This window comes from Microbacterium insulae (assembly GCF_042677065.1).
Taxonomy (GTDB): Bacteria; Actinomycetota; Actinomycetes; order Actinomycetales; family Microbacteriaceae; genus Microbacterium; species Microbacterium insulae.
In genome coordinates, this window is record NZ_JBHTII010000001.1 from 2,455,460 (window position 1) to 2,474,678 (window position 19,219).

General features: G+C 72.5%; 18 protein-coding genes. 6 read left to right on the top strand and 12 right to left on the bottom strand.

Going from position 1 to position 19,219, the window contains the following annotated elements:
* Positions 1-33: 33 nt before the first annotated feature.
* Together ACFQ0P_RS11465 and ACFQ0P_RS11470 are read left to right on the top strand one after the other, a co-directional pair.
* Entirely contained in the window at positions 34-762 is a 729-nt protein-coding gene (locus ACFQ0P_RS11465; protein ID WP_204978828.1) for a response regulator transcription factor, read from the top strand.
* Positions 759-1,904, top strand: a complete 1,146-nt coding sequence (locus ACFQ0P_RS11470; protein WP_204978829.1) for a sensor histidine kinase — start codon at positions 759-761, stop codon at positions 1,902-1,904. Before ACFQ0P_RS11465 ends, ACFQ0P_RS11470 begins: the two co-directional genes overlap by 4 nt.
* 31 nt (positions 1,905-1,935) lie before the next feature.
* Here the strand turns inward: ACFQ0P_RS11470 and ACFQ0P_RS11475 are convergent, their stop codons facing one another.
* The 7 genes from ACFQ0P_RS11475 to hemE all read right to left on the bottom strand — a co-directional run bounded on the left by ACFQ0P_RS11475 (position 1,936) and on the right by hemE (position 8,876).
* Positions 1,936-2,568 (bottom strand): DUF6624 domain-containing protein, encoded by a 633-nt coding sequence (locus tag ACFQ0P_RS11475; protein ID WP_204978830.1) that lies wholly within the window; start codon positions 2,566-2,568, stop codon positions 1,936-1,938.
* Between the two features lie 24 nt (positions 2,569-2,592).
* Positions 2,593-3,915: a glutamate-1-semialdehyde 2,1-aminomutase gene (hemL, locus tag ACFQ0P_RS11480; RefSeq protein ID WP_204978831.1), complete on the bottom strand. Its 1,323-nt coding sequence runs from the start codon at positions 3,913-3,915 to the stop codon at positions 2,593-2,595.
* Complete coding sequence (gene hemB, locus ACFQ0P_RS11485) at positions 3,912-4,898, bottom strand: porphobilinogen synthase (RefSeq protein WP_204978832.1); 987 nt, start codon at positions 4,896-4,898, stop codon at positions 3,912-3,914. Before hemB ends, hemL begins: the two co-directional genes overlap by 4 nt.
* Positions 4,895-5,812, bottom strand: coding sequence for a hydroxymethylbilane synthase (gene hemC, locus ACFQ0P_RS11490; protein ID WP_204978833.1), 918 nt, complete (start codon positions 5,810-5,812; stop codon positions 4,895-4,897). The genes hemB and hemC overlap by 4 nt, the downstream gene beginning before the upstream one ends.
* The gene (hemQ, locus tag ACFQ0P_RS11495) at positions 5,809-6,498 is read right to left on the bottom strand and encodes a hydrogen peroxide-dependent heme synthase (protein ID WP_204978834.1); all 690 of its coding nucleotides are present in this window, start codon (positions 6,496-6,498) and stop codon (positions 5,809-5,811) included. The genes hemC and hemQ overlap by 4 nt, the downstream gene beginning before the upstream one ends.
* 67 nt (positions 6,499-6,565) lie before the next feature.
* Complete coding sequence (locus ACFQ0P_RS11500) at positions 6,566-7,771, bottom strand: protoporphyrinogen/coproporphyrinogen oxidase (protein ID WP_204978835.1); 1,206 nt, start codon at positions 7,769-7,771, stop codon at positions 6,566-6,568.
* Positions 7,764-8,876: a uroporphyrinogen decarboxylase gene (gene hemE / locus ACFQ0P_RS11505; protein ID WP_204978836.1), complete on the bottom strand. Its 1,113-nt coding sequence runs from the start codon at positions 8,874-8,876 to the stop codon at positions 7,764-7,766. The genes ACFQ0P_RS11500 and hemE overlap by 8 nt, the downstream gene beginning before the upstream one ends.
* 6 nt (positions 8,877-8,882) lie before the next feature.
* On the opposite strand from hemE, the gene ACFQ0P_RS11510 reads away from it, so the two are divergent.
* The 3 genes from ACFQ0P_RS11510 (at position 8,883) to ACFQ0P_RS11520 (ending at position 12,522) form a co-directional block, all read left to right on the top strand.
* Positions 8,883-10,127 carry a glutamyl-tRNA reductase gene (locus tag ACFQ0P_RS11510; RefSeq protein WP_204978837.1) on the top strand — a complete coding sequence of 415 codons (1,245 nt, stop codon included), beginning with the start codon at positions 8,883-8,885 and terminating at the stop codon, positions 10,125-10,127.
* Between the two features lie 198 nt (positions 10,128-10,325).
* Positions 10,326-11,162: a MerR family transcriptional regulator gene (locus ACFQ0P_RS11515; RefSeq protein WP_378772204.1), complete on the top strand. Its 837-nt coding sequence runs from the start codon at positions 10,326-10,328 to the stop codon at positions 11,160-11,162.
* A 79-nt stretch (positions 11,163-11,241) separates the two neighbouring features.
* On the top strand, positions 11,242-12,522 hold the full coding sequence (locus ACFQ0P_RS11520; protein WP_378772205.1) for an HNH endonuclease: 1,281 nt from the start codon (positions 11,242-11,244) through the stop codon (positions 12,520-12,522).
* Between the two features lie 25 nt (positions 12,523-12,547).
* Here ACFQ0P_RS11520 and ACFQ0P_RS11525 read toward each other — a convergent pair whose 3' ends face one another.
* Together ACFQ0P_RS11525 and ACFQ0P_RS11530 are read right to left on the bottom strand one after the other, a co-directional pair.
* Positions 12,548-13,306: a ZIP family metal transporter gene (locus tag ACFQ0P_RS11525; protein ID WP_204978838.1), complete on the bottom strand. Its 759-nt coding sequence runs from the start codon at positions 13,304-13,306 to the stop codon at positions 12,548-12,550.
* Positions 13,307-13,396: 90 nt separating this feature from the next.
* Positions 13,397-14,473 carry a Glu/Leu/Phe/Val dehydrogenase family protein gene (locus ACFQ0P_RS11530; RefSeq protein WP_204978839.1) on the bottom strand — a complete coding sequence of 359 codons (1,077 nt, stop codon included), beginning with the start codon at positions 14,471-14,473 and terminating at the stop codon, positions 13,397-13,399.
* 234 nt (positions 14,474-14,707) lie between these two features.
* On the opposite strand from ACFQ0P_RS11530, the gene ACFQ0P_RS11535 reads away from it, so the two are divergent.
* Positions 14,708-15,184: a YbaK/EbsC family protein gene (locus tag ACFQ0P_RS11535; protein WP_204978840.1), complete on the top strand. Its 477-nt coding sequence runs from the start codon at positions 14,708-14,710 to the stop codon at positions 15,182-15,184.
* Positions 15,185-15,202: 18 nt separating this feature from the next.
* Here the strand turns inward: ACFQ0P_RS11535 and ACFQ0P_RS11540 are convergent, their stop codons facing one another.
* Genes ACFQ0P_RS11540 through ACFQ0P_RS11550 form a run of 3 tightly spaced genes read right to left on the bottom strand, consistent with a single transcriptional unit; the run spans position 15,203 to position 19,217 of the window.
* The gene (locus ACFQ0P_RS11540) at positions 15,203-17,128 is read right to left on the bottom strand and encodes a glycogen debranching N-terminal domain-containing protein (protein WP_204978841.1); all 1,926 of its coding nucleotides are present in this window, start codon (positions 17,126-17,128) and stop codon (positions 15,203-15,205) included.
* The gene (locus tag ACFQ0P_RS11545; RefSeq protein WP_204978842.1) at positions 17,125-18,036 is read right to left on the bottom strand and encodes a carbohydrate ABC transporter permease; all 912 of its coding nucleotides are present in this window, start codon (positions 18,034-18,036) and stop codon (positions 17,125-17,127) included. The genes ACFQ0P_RS11540 and ACFQ0P_RS11545 overlap by 4 nt, the downstream gene beginning before the upstream one ends.
* Positions 18,033-19,217 carry a carbohydrate ABC transporter permease gene (locus tag ACFQ0P_RS11550; RefSeq protein WP_204978843.1) on the bottom strand — a complete coding sequence of 395 codons (1,185 nt, stop codon included), beginning with the start codon at positions 19,215-19,217 and terminating at the stop codon, positions 18,033-18,035. The genes ACFQ0P_RS11545 and ACFQ0P_RS11550 overlap by 4 nt, the downstream gene beginning before the upstream one ends.
* Between the last annotated feature and the right edge of the window lie 2 nt (positions 19,218-19,219).

Consider the following 19,219-nt stretch of genomic DNA (forward strand, 5'->3'; position numbering starts at 1 on the left):
TGCGCGTGCGGGCGGCGGGCCTATCCTTTCTGCATGCCCACCGCACGGACGGCGACCCCGATGGCCGATCTGGTCGATCGGCGCGTCCTCGTGGTCGAGGACGACCCGACCGTGCGCGAAGTCGTCGGCACGTATCTCGAGGCCGCGGGGTTCATCGTCGACATGGCGACGGACGGATTCGCTGCCCTGGACACCATCGCTCGTCAGGCACCGGACCTGGTCGTACTGGACCGGATGCTCCCCGGCATCGACGGTGCCGAGGTGTGCCGGCGGATCCGGCGGAGCGCCGACATCCCGGTCATCCTCCTCACGGCCCTCGGGGCGCCCGAGGACCGTGTCGGCGGGCTGGAGGCGGGAGCCGACGACTACATCACGAAGCCCTTCTCGCCGCGCGAGCTGGTGCTGCGCGTGCAGGCCGTCCTTCGCCGGAGCCTGTCCGACTACGCACCGGAGGCGCCCTTCGACCTCGGACCGTTCCACCTCGACCCCTCCGCGCGAGTCGTGACCAAGGACGGCGGGGCGCTGGCGTTGTCGACGCGCGAGTTCGATCTCTTCTCGTTCCTGATGAAGCATCCGCGTCGCGTGTTCACGCGCGCCGAACTGCTGCGCGCCGTGTGGGGATGGGATTTCGGCGACCTGTCCACCGTGACCGTCACGATGCGCCGGCTGCGCGAGAAGATCGAGGAGGATCCCGCCGACCCGATCCGGCTGTGCACCGTGTGGGGTGTGGGATACCGCTTCGATCCGGAGGAGGCGGCATGATCCCGCTCGGCGACCTCATCGCCATCGTCGGCGTCGCGCTCGCGTGCGCGCTCGTCGTCGGCGCACTCGGCCTGGTCGCGCTGCGCATCGCTCGGCGCTCGACGCTGCTGGTCCAGCTGCTCATCGTGGTGCTCACCGCGACCCTGTCCGTGGCGATCGGGATGATCGCCGTCGCGCAGGCGATGTACCTGTCTCCGCACGACCTGACGGTGGCGATGTGGGTGGCGGGCACGGCGACCGTCGTGTCGCTCGGGGCCGCTGTCGTCCTGGCCCGCACCTTCACGCTCCAGACCGACCGGCTGCGCCGCTTCGCCCGCGACATCGGCGACGGCGCCCAGGTGGAGCCGCCGGCCGCGCAGGACCGCTCCGAACTGGGAACGCTGCAGATCGAGCTCGCCCGCGCGAGCCGCCGCCTCGAGGATGCGCGACGCGAGGTCGATGCGCTCGACACCTCCCGGCGCGAGCTCGTGGCGTGGATCTCGCACGACCTGCGCACGCCGCTCGCGGGCCTGCGGGCCATGGCCGAGGCGCTCGAAGACGGGCTGGCCGACGACCCGCAACGCTTCCACCGGCAGATGCGGGCGCAGGTGGATCACCTCTCCGCCCTCGTGGACGAGCTGTTCGAGCTCTCCAAGATCCAGTCGGGGCGCCTCGCCCTCGATATGGAGCCCGTGTCGCTCTACGATCTCGTCAGCGACGCGGTCGCCGAGCTCAGCGCGGTCGCCCGGGCCCACGCGATCACCATCCGGGAGTCGCCGAGCCGGGACCTGACCGTGGTCGGCGACGCCCGTGAGCTCGCCCGGGTCGTGGGCAACCTGCTCATCAACGCCATCCAGCACTCGCCTCCCGGGAGCGTCATCTCGGTGACCACGACGGACGTCGGCGACGGCACGGCGATGCTCTCGGTGGTCGACGCCGGCGGTGGGATCGCCGAGGCGGACATGCCCAAGATCTTCCTCGCGGGGTGGCGCTCGGCCGCGTCGCGCACACCGGAGCCCGTGCCGCGCGTCGGAGGCTCGGGCCTCGGCCTGGCGATCGCGCACGGCATCGTCCAGGCGCATGACGGGGAGATCTCCGCCCGCAACGTCCCCGGCGGCTGCCGTTTCGACGTGATCCTCCCGAGGGTGCCCGTCGCAGCGTGAGGGTCTCCGCCTGCGCCGTGGATGACAGCGCTCACGGACCCTCGGAGCAGATCGCCTCCATCTCGGCGTAGTAGTCCGCGAGAGGGGGGAGCGAGGCATCCGCGCGTCTTTCATCGACGGATGCCTCGTCGGCGATCGGGACCACGGGCTGCGGACCGTCCTCGGTGCAGGCGATCTGGGTGCCGTATGTCTGGTCCGTCCCGTCGTTCACGGCGATGCGGTCGGTGAGGTAGGCGAGGTTGCCCGGCGACGCATCGCCGGCCTCCACTGCCGCGGTCAGGGACTGCAGCGCGGTCTTCTGGAAGTCGACGTCGTGGTCCGAGTGCTGTGCGACCGCCCAGGCCGCGTCCTCGGCCTCTTCGCCCACGAGGGAGTACCCCGGCCAGCCGTGCTCGGCGATGATCTCGGCCAGCCTCTCGGTGCGGGGCGCGTCGCCGCCGAAGTTCGCCCCCTCCAGACGCTCCGCCTGGTCTTCCTCGAGCAGCTGGAGCAGTTCGTCGCGCAACTCCTCGTCGACGGCGTCGGCGATGGTGTGCACCAGGATGTCGTGGCTCGGTGCCGGCTCGGGCGGGGACGACGCCGGCACGGCGGCCGGCGCGCTCGTGCACGCGCTCAGCGCGAGCGCGGCCGCGACGACGAGGACGAGCGCCACAGGTCTGCCCATACGGGCACGCTACCGCGCGGCGGGTCAGTCCGGAGTCGCCTCGGCGGCCGCCCGCGCGGCGGCCGGGAGGGCGGCGACGACGCGGTCCACCGTCTCGTCGTCGTGCGCGGCCGAGACGAACCACGCCTCGAACACGGACGGCGGCAGCGAGACGCCCTGGTCGAGCATCGCGCGGAAGAACGGCGGGTAGCGGAACGCCTCCTGCGCCTTCACGGTCTCGTAGTCGGTCGGCGCCTCGGCGGCGAACTGAATCGAGAACAGGTTCCCCGCGCGCTGGACGACGTGCGTCACCCCGGCGACTTCCAGGGCGGATGCCGCGGCATCCGCGATCCGCTCCGCGGCGGCGTCGATGCGGGCATAGGCGGCGGCGTCGAGGTTCTCGAGCGTCGCGCGTCCGGCGGCGACGGCGAGCGGGTTGCCGCTGAGCGTGCCCGCCTGGTAGACGGGGCCGAGCGGGGCGAGCAGCTCCATGAGCGCCGCCGATCCGCCGAGCGCGGCCAGCGGGAGGCCGCCGCCGACGACCTTGCCGAACGTGATGAGGTCGGCGGAGAAGGGCACCGGATCGACGCCGTACCATCCGGCTGGGCCGACCCGGAACCCGGTGAGCACCTCGTCGAGGATCAGCAGGGCCCCGTGCTCGTGGGCGAGGTCTGCGACCGCGGCGTTGAAGCCGTGCGCCGGCGGCACGATGCCCATGTTCGCCGGAGCCGCCTCGACGATGATCGCCGCGATGTCGTCGCCGCGCGCCGCGAACACCTCGCGCAGCGCGTCGAGGTCGTTGTACGGCACGACGAGCGTCTGCGCGGCGATCGGCGCGGGGACACCGGCCGAGCCGGGCATCGCGAGCGTCGCGACGCCCGAGCCCGCCTCGGCGAGAAGACCGTCGGAGTGCCCGTGATAGTGGCCGGCGAACTTCACGATGAGATCCCGGCCGGTTGCGCCGCGCGCCAGGCGGATGGCGGTCATCGTCGCCTCGGTGCCCGTCGACACCAGACGCACCCGCTCGAGAGGGTGCGCACCGTCGCGGCTCACGCGCGACACGATCAGCTCGGCGAGCTCGGTCTCGCCGGGAGTCGACGCGCCGAAGCCGAGGCCATGGGCCGCGGCATCCTGCACCGCCCTCACGACCGCGGGGTGCGCGTGCCCGAGGATCGCCGGACCCCAGGACCCGACGAGATCGATGTACTCGCGTCCCTCGACGTCGGTGACCCGCGGGCCGGACGCCGACACGAAGAACCGCGGGGTCGTCCCCACCGAGCCGAAGGCTCGCACGGGGGAGTTCACGCCGCCGGGCATCGCGGCGCGCGCGCGCGCGAACTCCCGCTCGTTCGTCGAGGCCCCGGTCATCGCAGCCACCCCGCCAGTTCGGTCGCCCAATAGGTCAGCACGGCGTCGGCCCCCGCCCGGCGGATGCCGAGCACCGACTCCTCGATCGCCCGGCGGCGGTCGATCCACCCCTGGGCCGCCGCGGCCTCGATCATCGCGTACTCGCCAGAGACCTGGTATGCCCAAACGGGGACGGGACTGGATGCCGCGGCATCCGCGAGCACGTCCAGATAGCTCATCGCCGGCTTGACCATGACGATGTCCGCTCCCTCGCTGACGTCGAGGTCGATCTCGCGCGCACCCTCGCGCCGGTTGGCGGGGTCGAGCTGATACGTGCGGCGGTCGCCCTCGAGGGAGGACTGCACGGCCTCGCGGAACGGTCCGTAGAAGGCCGACGCGTACTTCGCGGCGTAGCCCAGCAACGGCACGGACGCGTGTCCTGCTCCGTCGAGCGCATCGCGGACGGCGGCGACCTGGCCGTCCATCATGCCGCTCAGCCCGAGCAGCTGGGAGCCGGCCTCGGCCTGCGCGAGGCCCATGTCCCGATAGCGTTCGAGCGTCGCGTCGTTGTCGACGGCGCCCCGCCCGTCGAGCACGCCGCAGTGGCCGTGGTCGGTGAACTCGTCCAGGCACAGGTCGGTCTGCACGACGAGCGCATCTCCGGCCTCGGCGACCGCGATGCGCGTTGCGACGTTGAGGATGCCGTCGGGATCGGTCGCGCCGGAGCCGACGGCGTCTTTGTGCTCGGGCACGCCGAACAGCATGATCCCGCCGATGCCGGCGGCCGCGGCATCCGTCACCGCCTGCTTGAGGCTCTCGGTCGTGTGCTGCACCACGCCCGGCATGGACGAGATCGGCACCGGTTCGGCCGCGCCCTCCCGCACGAACACGGGGAGCACGAGGTCGGCGGGGTGCAGGCGCGTCTCGGCCACGAGACGTCGCAGAGCGGGCGTGGCGCGCAGGCGCCGGGGGCGCACGGTCGGGCCGGACGGAGCGGGGATCACGGGCGTTCTCCGGTGAGGCCGGCGGCGCCGGCGTCGAGCAGCTCACGGGCGACGCGCGCGGCGACCTCGCGCGACGGATCGCCGTCGTCGGGCCACGCCGCGGCGTGCGACGACGTGAGGACGGTCGTGCCGTCGAGGCTGTAGACGCTCGCCGAGAGCAGCAGCAGCCCCGCGTCGACGACCGCGCGGGCGCCCAGCGGTGCGGAGCAGCCCGCCTCGAGGAGGGCCAGCACCTCGCGCTCGGCCTCGACGGCGGCGCGGGTCTCGGCGTGGTCGAGGGCGCGCACGAGCTCCTCGTCGCCGCGCCGCACCTCGACGGCCAGCGCGCCCTGGCCCGGGGCGGTCGGCCAGCGGTCGGCGTCGAGGTACTCGGTGATGACGTCGGTGCGGCCGAGGCGGCGCAGGCCGGCGGCGGCGAGCACGACCGCGTCGAGGTCTCCGGGGGCGACCCTGCCGAGTCGCGTGTCGACGTTGCCCCGGATGTCGACGACCTCGAGGTCCGGACGCCGCGACCGCAGCTGCGCCATGCGGCGCGGGGATCCCGTGCCGACGCGGGCCCCCTCGGGCAGCGTCTCGAGCGTCAGCCCGTCGCGCGCGCACAGGGCGTCGCGGGGGTCTTCGCGCGCCGGGATCGCGGCGACCACGAGCCGGTCGTGCGGGGCCGTCGGGAGGTCCTTGAGCGAGTGCACGACGAGGTCGCAGCGGTCCGCGACCAGCGCATCGCGCAGAGCGCCGGTGAACAGCCCCGCGCCGCCGGCGCGCGAGAGCGGCTCGTTCGAGCGGTCGCCGTCGGTCGTGATCGTGACGAGCTCGGTGCGGGCGCCGGTCGCGTCGGCGAGGTCGTCGGCGACCATGCCCGTCTGCGTGAGAGCCAGGGCGCTTCCCCGCGTGCCGATGCGCAGTGCGTCGCTCATGAGAGGACCTCGGCGATCTCGTCGAGGGCGATCCGACGGCCCGTGAAGAACGGGACCTCCTCGCGCACATGACGGCGAGCCTCGGTCTGACGCAGGTGGCGCATCAGGTCGACGAGGTCGACGAGTTCGGGAGCCTCGAGCGCGAGGATCCACTCGTAGTCGCCGAGCGCGAACGATGCGACGGTGTTCGCGAGGACCTGCCGGTACTCCGAGCCCTTGCGGCCGTGATCGGCGAGCATCGCGCGGCGGTCGTCCTCGGGCAGGATGTACCACTCGTACGACCGCACGAACGGGTAGACGGTGAGCCAGGCCTCGGGGTCCTTGCCGCGCATGAAGGCGGGCAGGTGGTTCGCGGTGAACTCGGCGTCGCGGTGCACGCCCATCGCGTTCCACACCGGGACGAGCGTCGTGAGCGGTTCGGCGCGCCGGAGGATGCGCAGCGCCGACTGGAGCTTCTCGGGAGCGACGTCCGTGCCGTGCAGCCACACCATGAGGTCGGCGTCGGCGCGCAGGCCTGACACGTCGTACCAGCCGCGGATCGTCACGCCCGATGCCTCGACCTCCGCGACGGCGGCGCTCAGGTCTCCGGCGGGGGCCGGGTGGGCGGGGTCCCGGCGGAACACGGCCCACAGGGTGTAGCCGAGCGCCTCGGTCTCGGACGGGGGGACAGCCGAGTTCTCGCTCATGCCCTCCATTGTTTCACCCTGCCGCCGGACCCGCCCCGCGTGACCGGGCTGAGGGCCCGGTGAGCCCTCAGCCCGCCAGCAGCTCCTGCGCGGTGCGCTCGGCGTGGGCGACGATGCCGGCGAGGCCGGATCCGGCGACGGTCTCGCCGACGACCGGCAGAGCGGATCCCGCGGCTCCCGCGGGCCTCGTCCACGTGACGACCGCGGACCCGAGGATCGTCGGCAGCACGGCCCCCAGGAGCGCCTCGGCGTCGGTCCGCGCAGCGACGACCGGGTCGGACGGCGGGGCGTCGTACGACAGCCGCAGCACGTGCGCTCCGCCGGCCGCGTCGCGCAGCCACTCCCACTTCGCCGTCGCGTGGGTGAGGGCGCGCGCCGCCATCGGGGCTCCGTCGGCGACGAGCAGGCCGCTGCCGCGGGGTGCGGCATCCAGTTCCGGCTGCTCGACCACGAGGGTCACCAGGTCGATCCGCCGGCCCGGACCAGCCACCGATGCCACGCCCGGCGCGGCCACGACGACCCGTCCGGGAAGCCGCTCGGGGTCGTCGATGCGCGAGCCGAGGCGGATGTCGCCGCCGCGGGACTCGAGATCCGCGGCGAGGGCGGGGACGATGCGGTGGAGGCCGCCGCGGATGCCGGCGACCGCCGCGCCGGGAGGCGCATCCGCCCGGAGCGCGGCGACCGCCCCGCCGAGCGAACCGGTCCGCTCGAGGGCGGCGGCGAGCCCGGGATGCGCGCGGGCGAGGGGAACATCATCGGGATGCTGCGAGTGCACGCCGTGGACCACGGGGGCCACGAGCAGGTCGAGCGCGCCTGCCCCGAACCGCGAGCGCACGAGCTCCCCGAGGCTCGATGCCGCGGCATCCGGTGCGAGGGGCAGGGCGTCGAGGCGGGCGGCCTCGTCGGCGGCCTCGCGCCCGATGACCCGCACGACGTCGGCGGCCTGCGGGTCGGCGGGGATCCCCAGCAGCGCCGTCGCCGGAAGCGGCACGGCCTCGCCGACGGCCGGTTGGAGCCACGCCGAGCCCGGACGCGGCACGACGATGTCGTCGGCGAGTCCGAGCTCGTCGAGGAGCGCAGCCACGACTCCGCCGCGGACCGCGAAGCTCTCGGCCCCCGCGTCGAGCGCGATCCCCGCGACGTCGTGTCGCGCCACGGTGCCGCCCAGGCGACCGGATGCCTCGTGGAGCACGACGTCGGCGCCGGATGCCGCGAGCCGCCGGGCCACGACGAGCCCCGCGACGCCGCCCCCGACGACGGAGAAGTCAGGCATGCGCGTGGACGAGCTCCACGACGCGCGTGAGGACGGCGGGATCGGTCTCGGGCGGGACGCCGTGCCCGAGGTTCACGACGTGCGCACGCGCGGCCCGCCCCCGGTCGAGGACGTCCCGCACGTGCGCCTCGAGCACCGGCCACGGCGCCGCGAGCAGCGCGGGATCGATGTTGCCCTGGAGCGGCACGTCCGCCCCGACGCGACGCGACGCCTCGTCGAGCGGGATGCGCCAGTCCACGCCCATGACGTCGACGCCGATCCCGTGCATGGCCGCGAGCAGCTCACCGGTTCCGACGCCGAAGTGGACGAGGGGCACGCCGAGCGCCCGTGCGCGGTCGAGCGCGCGCGCCGAGTGCGGGGCGACGTGCGCGGTGTAGTCGGCGAGGCTCAGCGAGCCCGCCCACGAGTCGAAGAGCTGCCCGGCGGAGGCGCCCGCCTCGAGCTGCGCGGCGAGGAAGGCGCCCGTGACGTCGGCGCACCACGACAGCAGGGCATCCCAGGTGTCGCGGTCGGAGTGCATGAGCGCGCGGGTCTTCAGCTGCTCCTTGGAGGGACCGCCTTCGACGAGGTACGACGCCAGCGTGTAGGGCGCTCCGGCGAACCCGATGAGCGGTGTCGAGCCGAGTCCCGCGACCGTGAGGCGCACGGCCTCCCGGATCGGCGCCAGTGCCTCGGGGTCGAGCGGGGGGAGTGCCGCCACGGCGGCCGCGGTGCGCACCGGTTCGGCCAGCACCGGCCCACGCCCCGGGACGATCCGCACGTCGACGCCGGCGAGCCTGACCGGGATCACGATGTCGCTGAAGAAGATCGCGGCGTCCACACCGTGCCGGCGGACCGGCTGCAGCGTGATCTCGCTCGCGAGGGCGGGGTCCAGGCACGCGTCGAGCATGTCGGTCCCCATCCGCAGCTCGCGGTACTCCGGCAGCGAGCGACCGGCCTGGCGCATGAACCACACCGGGGTCGTGTCGGGGCGCTCGCCGCGGTACGCGCGGATCAGCGGCGGGGCGACGTAACCGGCCGCGAGCGAAGGGTGGGATTCTTCCAGGGGCACGCAGACCACCTTAGGCTCCCCTTCCGAAACGCCGGCGCGGCCGTGGATTAACATGGGTGGGTGCTCCTCTGTCTCACCGCGAACCATCGGAACGCGAGTCTCGACGTCCTGGAGCGACTCTCCCAAGGGGCTCCCGCCGCCACGCGCGCGCTCGTCGACGACGAGCTGTTCGTCGCCGGGGCGGTGGTGCTGGCGACCTGCAACCGCTTCGAGGCCTACCTCGACATCGACGAGCCGCTCACGGGCGGCGAGGCCGTCGCCGTGGAGTCCGTCGTCGAGGCGCTGGCCGAGGCATCCGATGTCCCCGCCGATCTGCTGCGCTCGTCCGTCGCGGTGCACCAGGGATCGGATGCCGCCGCGCACCTCTTCGCCGTGACCAGCGGTCTCGAGTCCGTGGTCGTGGGCGAGGACGAGATCTCGGGGCAGGTGCGCCGCGCCCTCGACGCCGCGCGGGCCGAGGGCATGACCAGCGGTGAGCTGGAGCGGCTGTTCCAGCGCGCGACGCACACCAGCCGCGGCATCCGCAACCGCACGGGGCTGCGCGGCACGCACCGCTCGCTCGTGCGCTTCGCGCTCGAGCTCGCCTCATCGCGCATCGCCGACTGGTCGGCCGCGCGCGTGGTGATCGTGGGCACGGGGCGCTACGCGTCCCGCACGGTCGAAGCCGTGCGCGCGCGGGGAGCGCAGGATCTCCGGGTGTTCTCGCCGTCGGGCCGCGCCGGCGCCTTCGCCGCGAAGCACGGTCTGGTTCCGGTCGAGGACTTCCCCGCCGCCGTCGCCGCGGCCGACGTCGTGATCACGTGCACTGCCGACGCGGTCGTCCACGCCGAGGCGTTCGCGCCCGGCCACCGCGTCCTCGTCATCGACCTCGGGCTGCCGCGCAACGTCGACCCCGAGGTGGGGCGCGTCCCGGCGGTCGAGCTGCTCGATCTCGAGACGATCCGCCTGCACGCTCCGCTCGAGCAGTTCAGCGCCCACGCCGACGCCCGTGCCATCGTGGGCGACGCGGCGACGGAGTTCGCCGCCGACCGCGCCGCGGCTCCCGCCATCACGGCGCTGCGGAGCGAGGTGCTCGGGATCGTCGAGGCCGAGATCGCCCGGGCTCGCGCCCGCGGCGCCGGCGACGAGACCGAGGCGGCTCTGCGTCACCTGGCGGGCGTGCTGCTGCATCGCCCGTCCGTGCGCATCCGCGAGCTCGCCGTCGACGGCCGGCTCGACGAGGCGCACACCGCGCTCCAGACTCTGCACGGTCTCACGGTCGATGAGCCCGCCGGTGCGGCCGACGGCTGGACCCAGACCGCCTGAGTCGTGCGTGCGGCCCGCGCCGCAGCATCCCCGCCCGCGAGCATCCCCGCGTCGCCGCACGGTACCCGCGCCGCACGCTTCCTGACACACTTTTGTGCGAGATGCCCCCGCAAGATGTGTGGCAGTCGCACAGAAGTGTCAAGGTTGAGTGGGCCCGCGGCGCATCTGCTTGACTGTGACACTGTGTCAGGGTCGAACGTGGTCTCCACCATGTACACCATCGGAGAGTTCGCCGCCCTCGGGCGCGTGAGCGTGCGGATGCTGCGGCACTACGACGCGGTCGGGCTCCTGCCGCCCGCGCGGGTCGACGACCGGTCCGGGTACCGGCATTACGCCGACACGCAGCTGGGCGCGCTGGTGCGGATCGCGGAGCTCCGAGAGCTGGGCTGCGGCCTGGACGAGATCGGGGTGGTGCTCGCCGCGGACGACGTGCCGGGCGCGATGCACGACCTTCTCGTCCGGCGTCGCGCCGAGCTGGAGGAGCACGTCGCCGCGGAGCGCGAACGCATCGCCCGGATCGACGGGCGTCTCCGTCGTCTGAAAGGAGAGGACGCCATGTCCGCACCCGTCGAATACCGACCGATCGAGCCCGTCATCGTGTATGCCGTCGAGGGACGCGCGCCGGGGATGGGGCCCGAGAACGTCTCGCCCGTCGTGGACCCGCTGCTCACGCGCCTCGTCGGCGCGATCGAGGCGACGGGGCGCGGACCGCGCGAACCCGGCGTGTTCTGGTACGAGTCGGTGCCGGGCACCGAGGAGCTCGCCGTGCACGTCTCGTTCACCGCCGACCCGGAGCCGCAGGGGGCAGAGGGGTACGACGTCGTCGAGCTCCCCGCGGTGGAGAAGGCTGCGGTGCTCACGCACCGGGGCGACATGGCTTCGATCGGTAGATCGTGGATGTCGCTCATGGAGCAGCTCGCCGATGACGGGTACCGCGTGGTGGGCCCGACCCGCGAGGTCTATGTGCACGCGCCCGACGACCGCCCCCAGTCGGAGTGGGTCACCGAGCTCGTCGCGCCGGTCGCGAAGGCCTGACCCTCGGCGCGCCGACGTGGCGCTGGGGTGGGTGTGGACAACTCCGTTGAGTATCGTACGTATGTTCTAAAGTCGACCCATGGCACAGATTCCCCGGCGACCCGACGAGATGGGCGACCAGTGGGCGCCTCCGATACCTGACGCGCTCGACCATGTGATCGAGGTCGCGTCGATGATGGCGGTCTTCGCGTCCGAGCGGTTCGAGCGCGTGCACTCGATGCATCGCGAGGCACTCGACGACGCCGCGCGCCACGGCCTCGCGCTCACCGACGTGGTCGAGCGCGGCATCCGCCTCGAACTGGCCGCCGCCCTGCGCATCACCGAACGGGCCGCGGGCGACCTTCTCGCGCGGGCTGACGTACTCGTCGCGACGTTCCAACGCATGCTGGACGCGCTGCGCACGGGGCGCACGACCGAGCGGCACGCCGAGATCTTCGCCGATGCGATGGTCGGGGTCGAGCCGGAGTTCCACGACGTCATCGCGCCGCGCGCCGTCGCGCTGGCAGAGGTGGAGGGGGTGGGAACGTTCCGACGATCCCTCCACCGACTCATCGAGACGGTTCGCGTCCGCACGCTGTCCGAGCGGCACGAGTCCGCCCTGAGCCGCAGGCGCGTCGTCGTCGAGTCGGCCGACGACGGCATGGCGTGGCTGATGGCGTACCTGCCGGCGGTCGAGGCGCACGCCGTTCACTCGCGAGTGACGCTCATGGCGAAGGCGATTACGGCCGCCGACGGCGAGGAGAGGACGCTGGATCAGGTGCGCGCCGACGTGCTGGGCGATCTGCTCATCGAAGGCGAGACGTCCGCCCTTCCCGAGGCCGCTCACGGTGTGAGGGCCTCGGTCGTCGTGACCGTTCCCGCGCTCTCGCTGCTGAGTGAGCGGCCGCAACCGGGCGCGGAGCCCGCGCAGGTCGAAGGCGTGGGGCCGATCCCGCATGAGCGGGCCCGGGAACTGTGCGGCGGGTCCGACGGGTGGATGCGGGTGCTGACCCATCCCGAGACCGGCATGGTGCTCTCGGTCGGCCGCGACAGGTACCGACCGACCGCTGAGCTGCGCAGACTCGTGCGGTGGCGAGCCGATCGATGCATGGCTCCAGGGTGCGGCGTGCCGGCGTCGCGATGCGAGATCGACCACAACGTCGCCTGGGAGCACGGAGGTGAGACCGCGCTGTGGAACCTGTGTCCGCTGTGCAAGGGGCACCACCGCGTCAAGCATCACGGCGGTTGGACCGTGGCACAGATCGACAGCGGTGCGCTCGAGTGGATCTCACCGACCGGAAGACGCTACGTCGTCGAGCCGGAACGGCGGATGCCCGTGTTCACCGCAGTCGGCGGCGCGATCGGCGACGCACCGTTCTGAGCGGACAGTGAGCTCGTGCAGCACTTCAGGCGAGCTCGTGCAGCAGGAACGCGGCGAGGAAGCCGAACGTCGCGAAGAGGCCGGTGAGGGCGCGCTCCTGCGCGAACGCCTCGGGGATCATGGTGTTGCACACCATCGCGAGCAGGCCGCCCGCGGCGACCGTCGTGATGAGGGCGATCAACCCCGGCGGCGCGGATTGAAACGCGAGGAATCCGACTACGGCGGCGATCACCGTCACGAGCGCGATGCTCGACCACAGCAGCGCGATCCTGCGACCGCTCGAGCCGCTCCGCTTGAGCGCGGCGGTCGAGCCGAGCCCCTCCGGGATGTTGCTGATGGCGATCGCCGCGACGATCGGGATGCTGATGCCGCCCTGGAGGACGGAGAGTCCCATCACGATCGACTCGGGGATGCCGTCGATGAGCGCGCCGATCGCGATCGCCGCGCCTGTGCCGCCCGCGAGCTTCGCGCCCGCGCGTCGGGCCGCGATGTTGGCGGGGGAGTCGGTCGTCGGATCCTTCGGCCGCGAGACGAGCCAGTCGGCGACGATGTAGATCACCGCGCCGGCGAGGAAACCCACGGTGGTCGGAACGAGCCCGCCGTCCTCGGCCGCCTCCTCCACGAGCTCGAAGGCGAGCGTCGAGATCAGGACCCCCGATCCGAGCGCCATGATCCCCGCCACGACGCGCTGCGGGATGTCGACGAACCACGCGACCACCGCCCCCACGAGCAGCGCGCCGCCGCCGATGAGTCCGCTCAGCGCGGCGAGCCAGACATCCGCCATGGCGTCAACCTAGCCCCCGGCGGACGGTGGATGCCGCGGCCACGCGGGCGGCGGTACCCCCCCGTCGTCCACCTCTCTTCGCAGCGGCGGTCAGTGCGCGAGCGCGTGGCCCCGGTCGCCCGCCGCGAGGCGCTCGGCGGCGAGTCCCTCTGCGGCCTCGAGCGGGGTGACGCCGCGGGACTCGGCCTCGTCGAACACGGTGCGCAGAGTGTCGCCGATGTGCGAGACGCGGTCCATGATCTCGGCGCGCGTGCCGAGCTTCTTCGCCTCGAGATCGAGGTAGATGACTCCGCCCGCGTTGACGACGAAGTCGGGAGCGTAGAGGATGCCGCGCGCGGCGAGCCGATCGGCGCCCGAACGCGCGGCGAGCGGATTGTTCGCGGGACCGCACACAGCCTTCGCATCGAGGGTGTCGATCACGTCGTCGGTGAGGAGGCCGCCGATGCCGGCGGGCACGAAGACGTCGGCCGGAACGAGGTGCTCCTCGCCGGGCACGCTCCAGTGCGCGCCGAGCTCGAGCGCGAGATCCCGCTTGGCCGGATTGACGTCGGTCACGGTGAGCACGGCGCCCTCCGCGGCCAGGCGCACGGCCAGACGGCTGCCGACCTGTCCCATGCCCGACACCGTGATGCGGCGTCCCGAGACGTCCGCCGAACCCGTGACCCGCTCGAGGGTGGCGCGCAGCGACTCGTACACGCCCAGGCTGGTCGGTCCGGCCGGCTCGCCCGAGCCGCCCACCGCGTCGGGCAGGCCGACGACGTGCTCGGTGCGCTCGCTGACGACGAGCATGTCCTCGGTCGTCGAGCCGACGTCCTCCGCGGTGCGGTAGAGGCCGCCGAGCGACTCGACCGCGTCGCCGAGGTCGAGGAAGGCGGCGCGACGGCGCTCGGCGTCGAGGATCGTGCCCTCGGGAAGGGCGATCACGGACTTGCCGCCTCCCGCGTCGAGTCCCGCGGCGGCGTTCTTCAAGGTCATCGCGGCGGAGAGGCGCAGCGCGTCGCCGAGCGCGTCGCTCCAGTGCGGATACGTCCACAGTCTTGCGCCGCCCAGGGCGGAGCCGAGCACCGACGAATGCAGCGCGACGGCGATGAACAGTCCGCTGCGCCGGCCGGTGATCACCTCCACGCGCTCGTGGGTGAAATCGGGCAAGGGCAGCGTGTGCGACATCGCGGTTCTTCCTTCGGCGGGCCTTGTGGGCAGTGCGCGCGGATGCCGCGGCTTTGCGGCATCCCCCTCTATTGGAGCACTGCGACGCGATCTGTTCAACCGCATCGCCCCACACGCAGCAGATTGGTGCAGATGTCGGGCCTTTCGGCGCAATCGTGCGTCGGTGTGCGCAGCGAGGATGACATCGCGGGCCCGTTCCGGCTCGCCCGGGCCGCGGCCTCGTAGGCTGAGGCCGTGACCTCGCACCTCCCCGCCCGCAGCCGCCTCGTCCACGACTCCCTTCGCGCCGCCGGGATCACCGGCGACATCGTGGTGCTCCCGGATGCCGCCTCCACCGCCGTCCTCGCCGCCGCCGCGCTCGGGATCGAGGTGGGTGCGATCGCGAACAGCCTCGTGTTCTGGTCCGACGAAGAGCCGCTGCTCGTGATGACCAGCGGCGCGCACCGCGTCGACACCGCCGCCCTCGCCGAGCGTCTCGGTCGCCGGAGCATCCGGCGGGCGACGCCCGAGCAGGTGCGTGAGGCGACGGGGCAGGCGATCGGGGGAGTGGCGCCCACCGGGCACCCCGCCCCGCTCACCACGATCATCGACGAGGACCTCGCCCGCTATGACGAGATCTGGGCCGCCGGCGGCACCCCGCACACGGTGTTCCCGCTGACCTACGACGAACTCGTCGCCCTCACGGGCGGCACGGTGTCGAAGGTCGACTGACCGGCCGCCGGCCGCGCGTCACCGGGCGTCGGCGAGGATGTCGAGGCAGACCACCGCCGCCGCCGCCGACCACGCCTGCGGGCGGCACGCCGCCGGGTACGGCGTCGGCACCGGCGTCTCGGACGCCGGATCCCCCGAGTGGAGCTCGGGAACGCGCCAGCCGAATCCGTCCGCGGCGGCGAGGAGTCCGAGGGCGACCTCGCGGGCGTGCTCCGCGAGCCCGGCGCGGTGCAGGCCGCGAGCGATGATCGCCGAGTCGTGGATCCACACGCTCCCGCCGTGGTAAGACAGCGGCCAGTAGCCCGTCGCGCCGGTCGACATCGTGCGGATGCCGAACCCCGACGACATCGACGGCCCCGCGAGCAGCTCCGCGACGTGGCGCTCCTCGTCGGCGTCGAGGATGCCCGTGCCGATGAGGTGCCCGATGTTGCTGGTGAGCGTGTCGACGGGGCGCTTGTCGCGATCCAGCGCGATCGCCGGGTACCTGCCCTCGGGCGTCTGCACCCAGTACGCCACGCGGAACCGCTCCCGCAGCTGCGCGGCCCACGTCCGCAGCGCCTCGGGCTGCGGGCCGTCGCCGGAGTCCCGGCCGTACCGCTCGAGCAGCTCGGCACCCGCGAGAGCCGCCTCGTACGCGTACCCCTGCACCTCGCACAGCGCGATCGGGCCGTCCGCGAGCGCGCCGTCGCGCCACTGGATCGAGTCTCCGGAGTCCTTCCACCCCTGGTTCGCCAGGCCCCGGCCGCTGCGGTCGATGTAGTCGAGGAAGCCGTCGCCGTCGCTGTCTCCGGACTCCAGGATCCACCCCAGAGCGCGGCGGAGCGCGGGAATGAGCTCGCGCACCTCGGCTTCGGGCATGCCCGCGCGCCACGCGTCGGCGAGCAGGCACACCCACAGCGGGGTCGAGTCGACGCTGCCGTAGTACCGCGGCGGCAGGATCACGCCCTCACCGGGGATCTCGAGCGCCGTCGCACGCAGCTCGTGGAGGATCTTCCCCGGCTCCTGCGCGGTGTCAGCGTCGTCGGTCGTGCCCTGCATCCCGGCCAGCACCCGCAGCGTCGAGGCCGCGATCCCCGCATCGAGGGACAGCGCGAGGCGTGCGGCCCACAGCGAGTCCCGTCCGAACAGCGTGAAGAACCACGGCGCACCCGCGGCGAAGAAGGTGTCCGCGCCGTCGCCGGTCGTCGTCAGACGCAGTGCGTCGAGGTCGCCGAGCGCCGTGTCGAGCCACCGGTCGAGCCGTGGCTCGCCCGTCCGCGCGGGACGTGCCGACACGCCCGCCCAGGGCGCTGCCGCCCCCTCCACGACGAGGGTCTCGTCGTGGAGGGCGATCGTGAAGGAGACGGATGCCTCACCCCCCGCGTCCACCCGGACCGGCCACTCGGCGGTGATGAGCCCTTCCACCGCGGCGACCCGCGCCCCGCCGGCGTCGAGCGCGAAGGACTGCTGCCCGGCGCGGGCGGTGGCCGCGGCATCCGACACATCCACCTCGAGCGGCTGCGGTGCGGCGATGCCGGCCTTCACTTCGTGCAGAGACGCGAACTCCGGCTCGAGCGTGAGCACGAGGGTCGCCTGGACCGGGCGGTCGAGGCGCGAGCGGAGCGTCCAGGTCTCGGTCAGCGCGCCCGCGCTGACCGTCCGGTCGCGCATCAGCCGCACCTTCGGGTCGGGCGTGCGGTCGTCCACGCCGCGCAGCAGCCCGCCGAACACCACGCGGGAGGGGCCGTGCGGTGCCACGGAGATCCACTCGATCTCGGACTCGCGGCAGGATGCCGTGAGCGCGCGGACGTGCCGCACGTCGCCGTGGTAGACGCCGTCGATCGGCTGCGCACCCAGGTCGCCGTCGCGCCCGGACCACAGCTGGGTGGGGGCGCGCAGCACGATGACCGCGTCGTCGAGCAGGGGCTGGAGGGGCGCGGACGCCCCGTCGGGGGAGGGATTCATCCCTTGACGGCTCCTTCGGAGGTGTTCATGATCTGCCGCTGGAAGATGAAGAACATCACCGCGACGGGAATGGTCATGATCGCCGCGGCGGCGAGCTTGATCGGATACTGCTGGCCCTGCCCGAGCTGGTTGGCCGCAAGCGACGCGACGCCCTTGGTCAGGGTCGTGAGTTCGGGGGACTGCGTCGACACGATGAAGTGCGTCAGCTCGTTCCACGACCCCTGGAAGGACAGGATCACGATCGTGATCAGCGCGGGCCTGGCCATCGGCAGCACCACCGACCAGAAGGTGCGGAACGTGCCGGCCCCGTCGATCCGCGCCTGCTCCTCGACGGAGACCGGGATCGACTCGAAGAAGTTCTTCATGATGAAGACCCCCGCCGCGTCCACCAGCAGCGGGATGATCATGCCGGCGTAGGAGTCGTAGATCCCCAGCTGGTTGATCACGAGGAACTTCGGGATGAGCAGCACCACGCCCGGCACCGCCATGACGGCGATGACCGCGGCGAACACGATCCCGCGACCCCGGAAATGCAGCCGTGCCAGCGCATATCCCGCGAGGGACACGAAGAACACGCGGCCGAGGGTCACGCAGATCGTGACGATCGCGGAGTTGGCGAACCACACCGGGTAGTCGCTGTTGCCGAACAGCCGTTCGTAGGCCGCGAACGTGATCGTCTGCGGGATCAGGGAGATCGGGTCGGCCGCGGCCTCGGCCTCCGTCTTGAACGACGTCGCCACCTGCACCAGGAACGGATAGATGTAGATCAGCGCCAGGACGACCAGCAGCACGTACAGCAGGATCTGCCAGACGATCCGCTTCGACAGGATCCGCTGACGTGTGGGCCTGGCGTTGCGCGGCTGCTCCTCGTTGAGCACGAGCGTCTCGGACAGCGTCGTCCCGGTCATCGCCCCTTCTCCTCATCGGTCGTGTCGGTCGGATCCGGCATGGCGGGAACCCGAGTGGATGCCGCGACGGCCGGGGTGGCCGTCGCGGGGCGTGTCGGCAGCTGGTACTGCCGTGCGCGGCGCTTCGAGACGGGGCGCTCGCGGAGCACCCAGCGCTGGAAGATGGTGAACACCACGATGATCGCGAACAGGATGAACGAGATCGCCGCGCCGATGCCCCAGTTCTGGTCGAGGAACGCCGACGTGTACGACAGGTACGCGGGGGTGATGGTGGTCTTGCCGGGGGTGCCCTGCGTTCCGGTGTAGATCTGCTCGTACACCTGCCAGCAGCCGATGAGACCGAGCGTGATCACCGTGAACAGCGTGGGCCGCAGCTGCGGCAGGGTGACCCGCCAGAAGCGCTGCCAGCCGTTCGCCCCGTCCATCATCGCGGCCTCCTGGATCTCGCCTCCGATGTTCTGGAGCGCCGCGATGAACAGGAGCATGAAGGTCCCGCTCGTCGTGAACACCGCCATGAAGATGAGCGCGGTCATCGCGACGGAGGGTCCGGCGAACCACTGCCACCAGGACAGGCCGAGGAAGTCGTTCTCGGTGAGCAGCGCCGGGCCCTGGGTGATGCCCACCGATGCGAGGGCGTTGTGGACGATGCCCGTGGGGTCGCTGAACCAGTTGGGGCCGTTGATGCCGATCCACGACAGGATCTCGTTGACGACGCCCGTGGCGGAGAAGAGGAACAGCCACAGCACCGTGATCGCCACGGTGCTCGTCACCGACGGGAAGTAGAAGGCCGTGCGGAAGAAGCCGCGGCCGCGGAGGATCGCACGGTTGACGAGGATCGCCAGGAAGAGCGCGAGCGCGGTCTGCAGCGGCACGACGAGCAGCACGTACCACGCGTTGTTGCGCAGAGCGATGCCGAAGTCGCGCGTGGGCAGCCCGCCGTCGACGGTGACGGCGGCGTAGTTCTCGAGCCCGACGAAGTTCACATCGCTGGAGAACGGGCTGCCGCGCCCGCCCCAGTCGGAGAGGCTGACCCACAGCGCCATGAGCACCGGGATCAGGAGGAAGACGCCCAGGATGACGAGCACGGGACCCGTGAACAGCCATCCGGCGAGCGCCTCCCCGCGCCGGAGCCCCTGGCGGGGGCTCCGGGCACGGGAAGGCGCCGTCGCTGTCGCGGTCATGG

Coding starts and splice junctions, on each gene's coding strand:
- ACFQ0P_RS11465 (WP_204978828.1), top strand. CDS start 34: ATGCCCACCGCACGGACGGCGACCCCGATGGCCGATCTGGTCGATCGG.
- ACFQ0P_RS11470 (WP_204978829.1), top strand. CDS start 759: ATGATCCCGCTCGGCGACCTCATCGCCATCGTCGGCGTCGCGCTCGCG.
- ACFQ0P_RS11475 (WP_204978830.1), bottom strand. CDS start 2,568: ATGGGCAGACCTGTGGCGCTCGTCCTCGTCGTCGCGGCCGCGCTCGCG.
- hemL (WP_204978831.1), bottom strand. CDS start 3,915: ATGACCGGGGCCTCGACGAACGAGCGGGAGTTCGCGCGCGCGCGCGCC.
- hemC (WP_204978833.1), bottom strand. CDS start 5,812: ATGAGCGACGCACTGCGCATCGGCACGCGGGGAAGCGCCCTGGCTCTC.
- hemQ (WP_204978834.1), bottom strand. CDS start 6,498: ATGAGCGAGAACTCGGCTGTCCCCCCGTCCGAGACCGAGGCGCTCGGC.
- ACFQ0P_RS11500 (WP_204978835.1), bottom strand. CDS start 7,771: ATGCCTGACTTCTCCGTCGTCGGGGGCGGCGTCGCGGGGCTCGTCGTG.
- hemE (WP_204978836.1), bottom strand. CDS start 8,876: ATGTTAATCCACGGCCGCGCCGGCGTTTCGGAAGGGGAGCCTAAGGTG.
- ACFQ0P_RS11520 (WP_378772205.1), top strand. CDS start 11,242: ATGGCACAGATTCCCCGGCGACCCGACGAGATGGGCGACCAGTGGGCG.
- ACFQ0P_RS11525 (WP_204978838.1), bottom strand. CDS start 13,306: ATGGCGGATGTCTGGCTCGCCGCGCTGAGCGGACTCATCGGCGGCGGC.
- ACFQ0P_RS11530 (WP_204978839.1), bottom strand. CDS start 14,473: ATGTCGCACACGCTGCCCTTGCCCGATTTCACCCACGAGCGCGTGGAG.
- ACFQ0P_RS11540 (WP_204978841.1), bottom strand. CDS start 17,128: ATGAATCCCTCCCCCGACGGGGCGTCCGCGCCCCTCCAGCCCCTGCTC.
- ACFQ0P_RS11545 (WP_204978842.1), bottom strand. CDS start 18,036: ATGACCGGGACGACGCTGTCCGAGACGCTCGTGCTCAACGAGGAGCAG.
- ACFQ0P_RS11550 (WP_204978843.1), bottom strand. CDS start 19,217: ATGACCGCGACAGCGACGGCGCCTTCCCGTGCCCGGAGCCCCCGCCAG.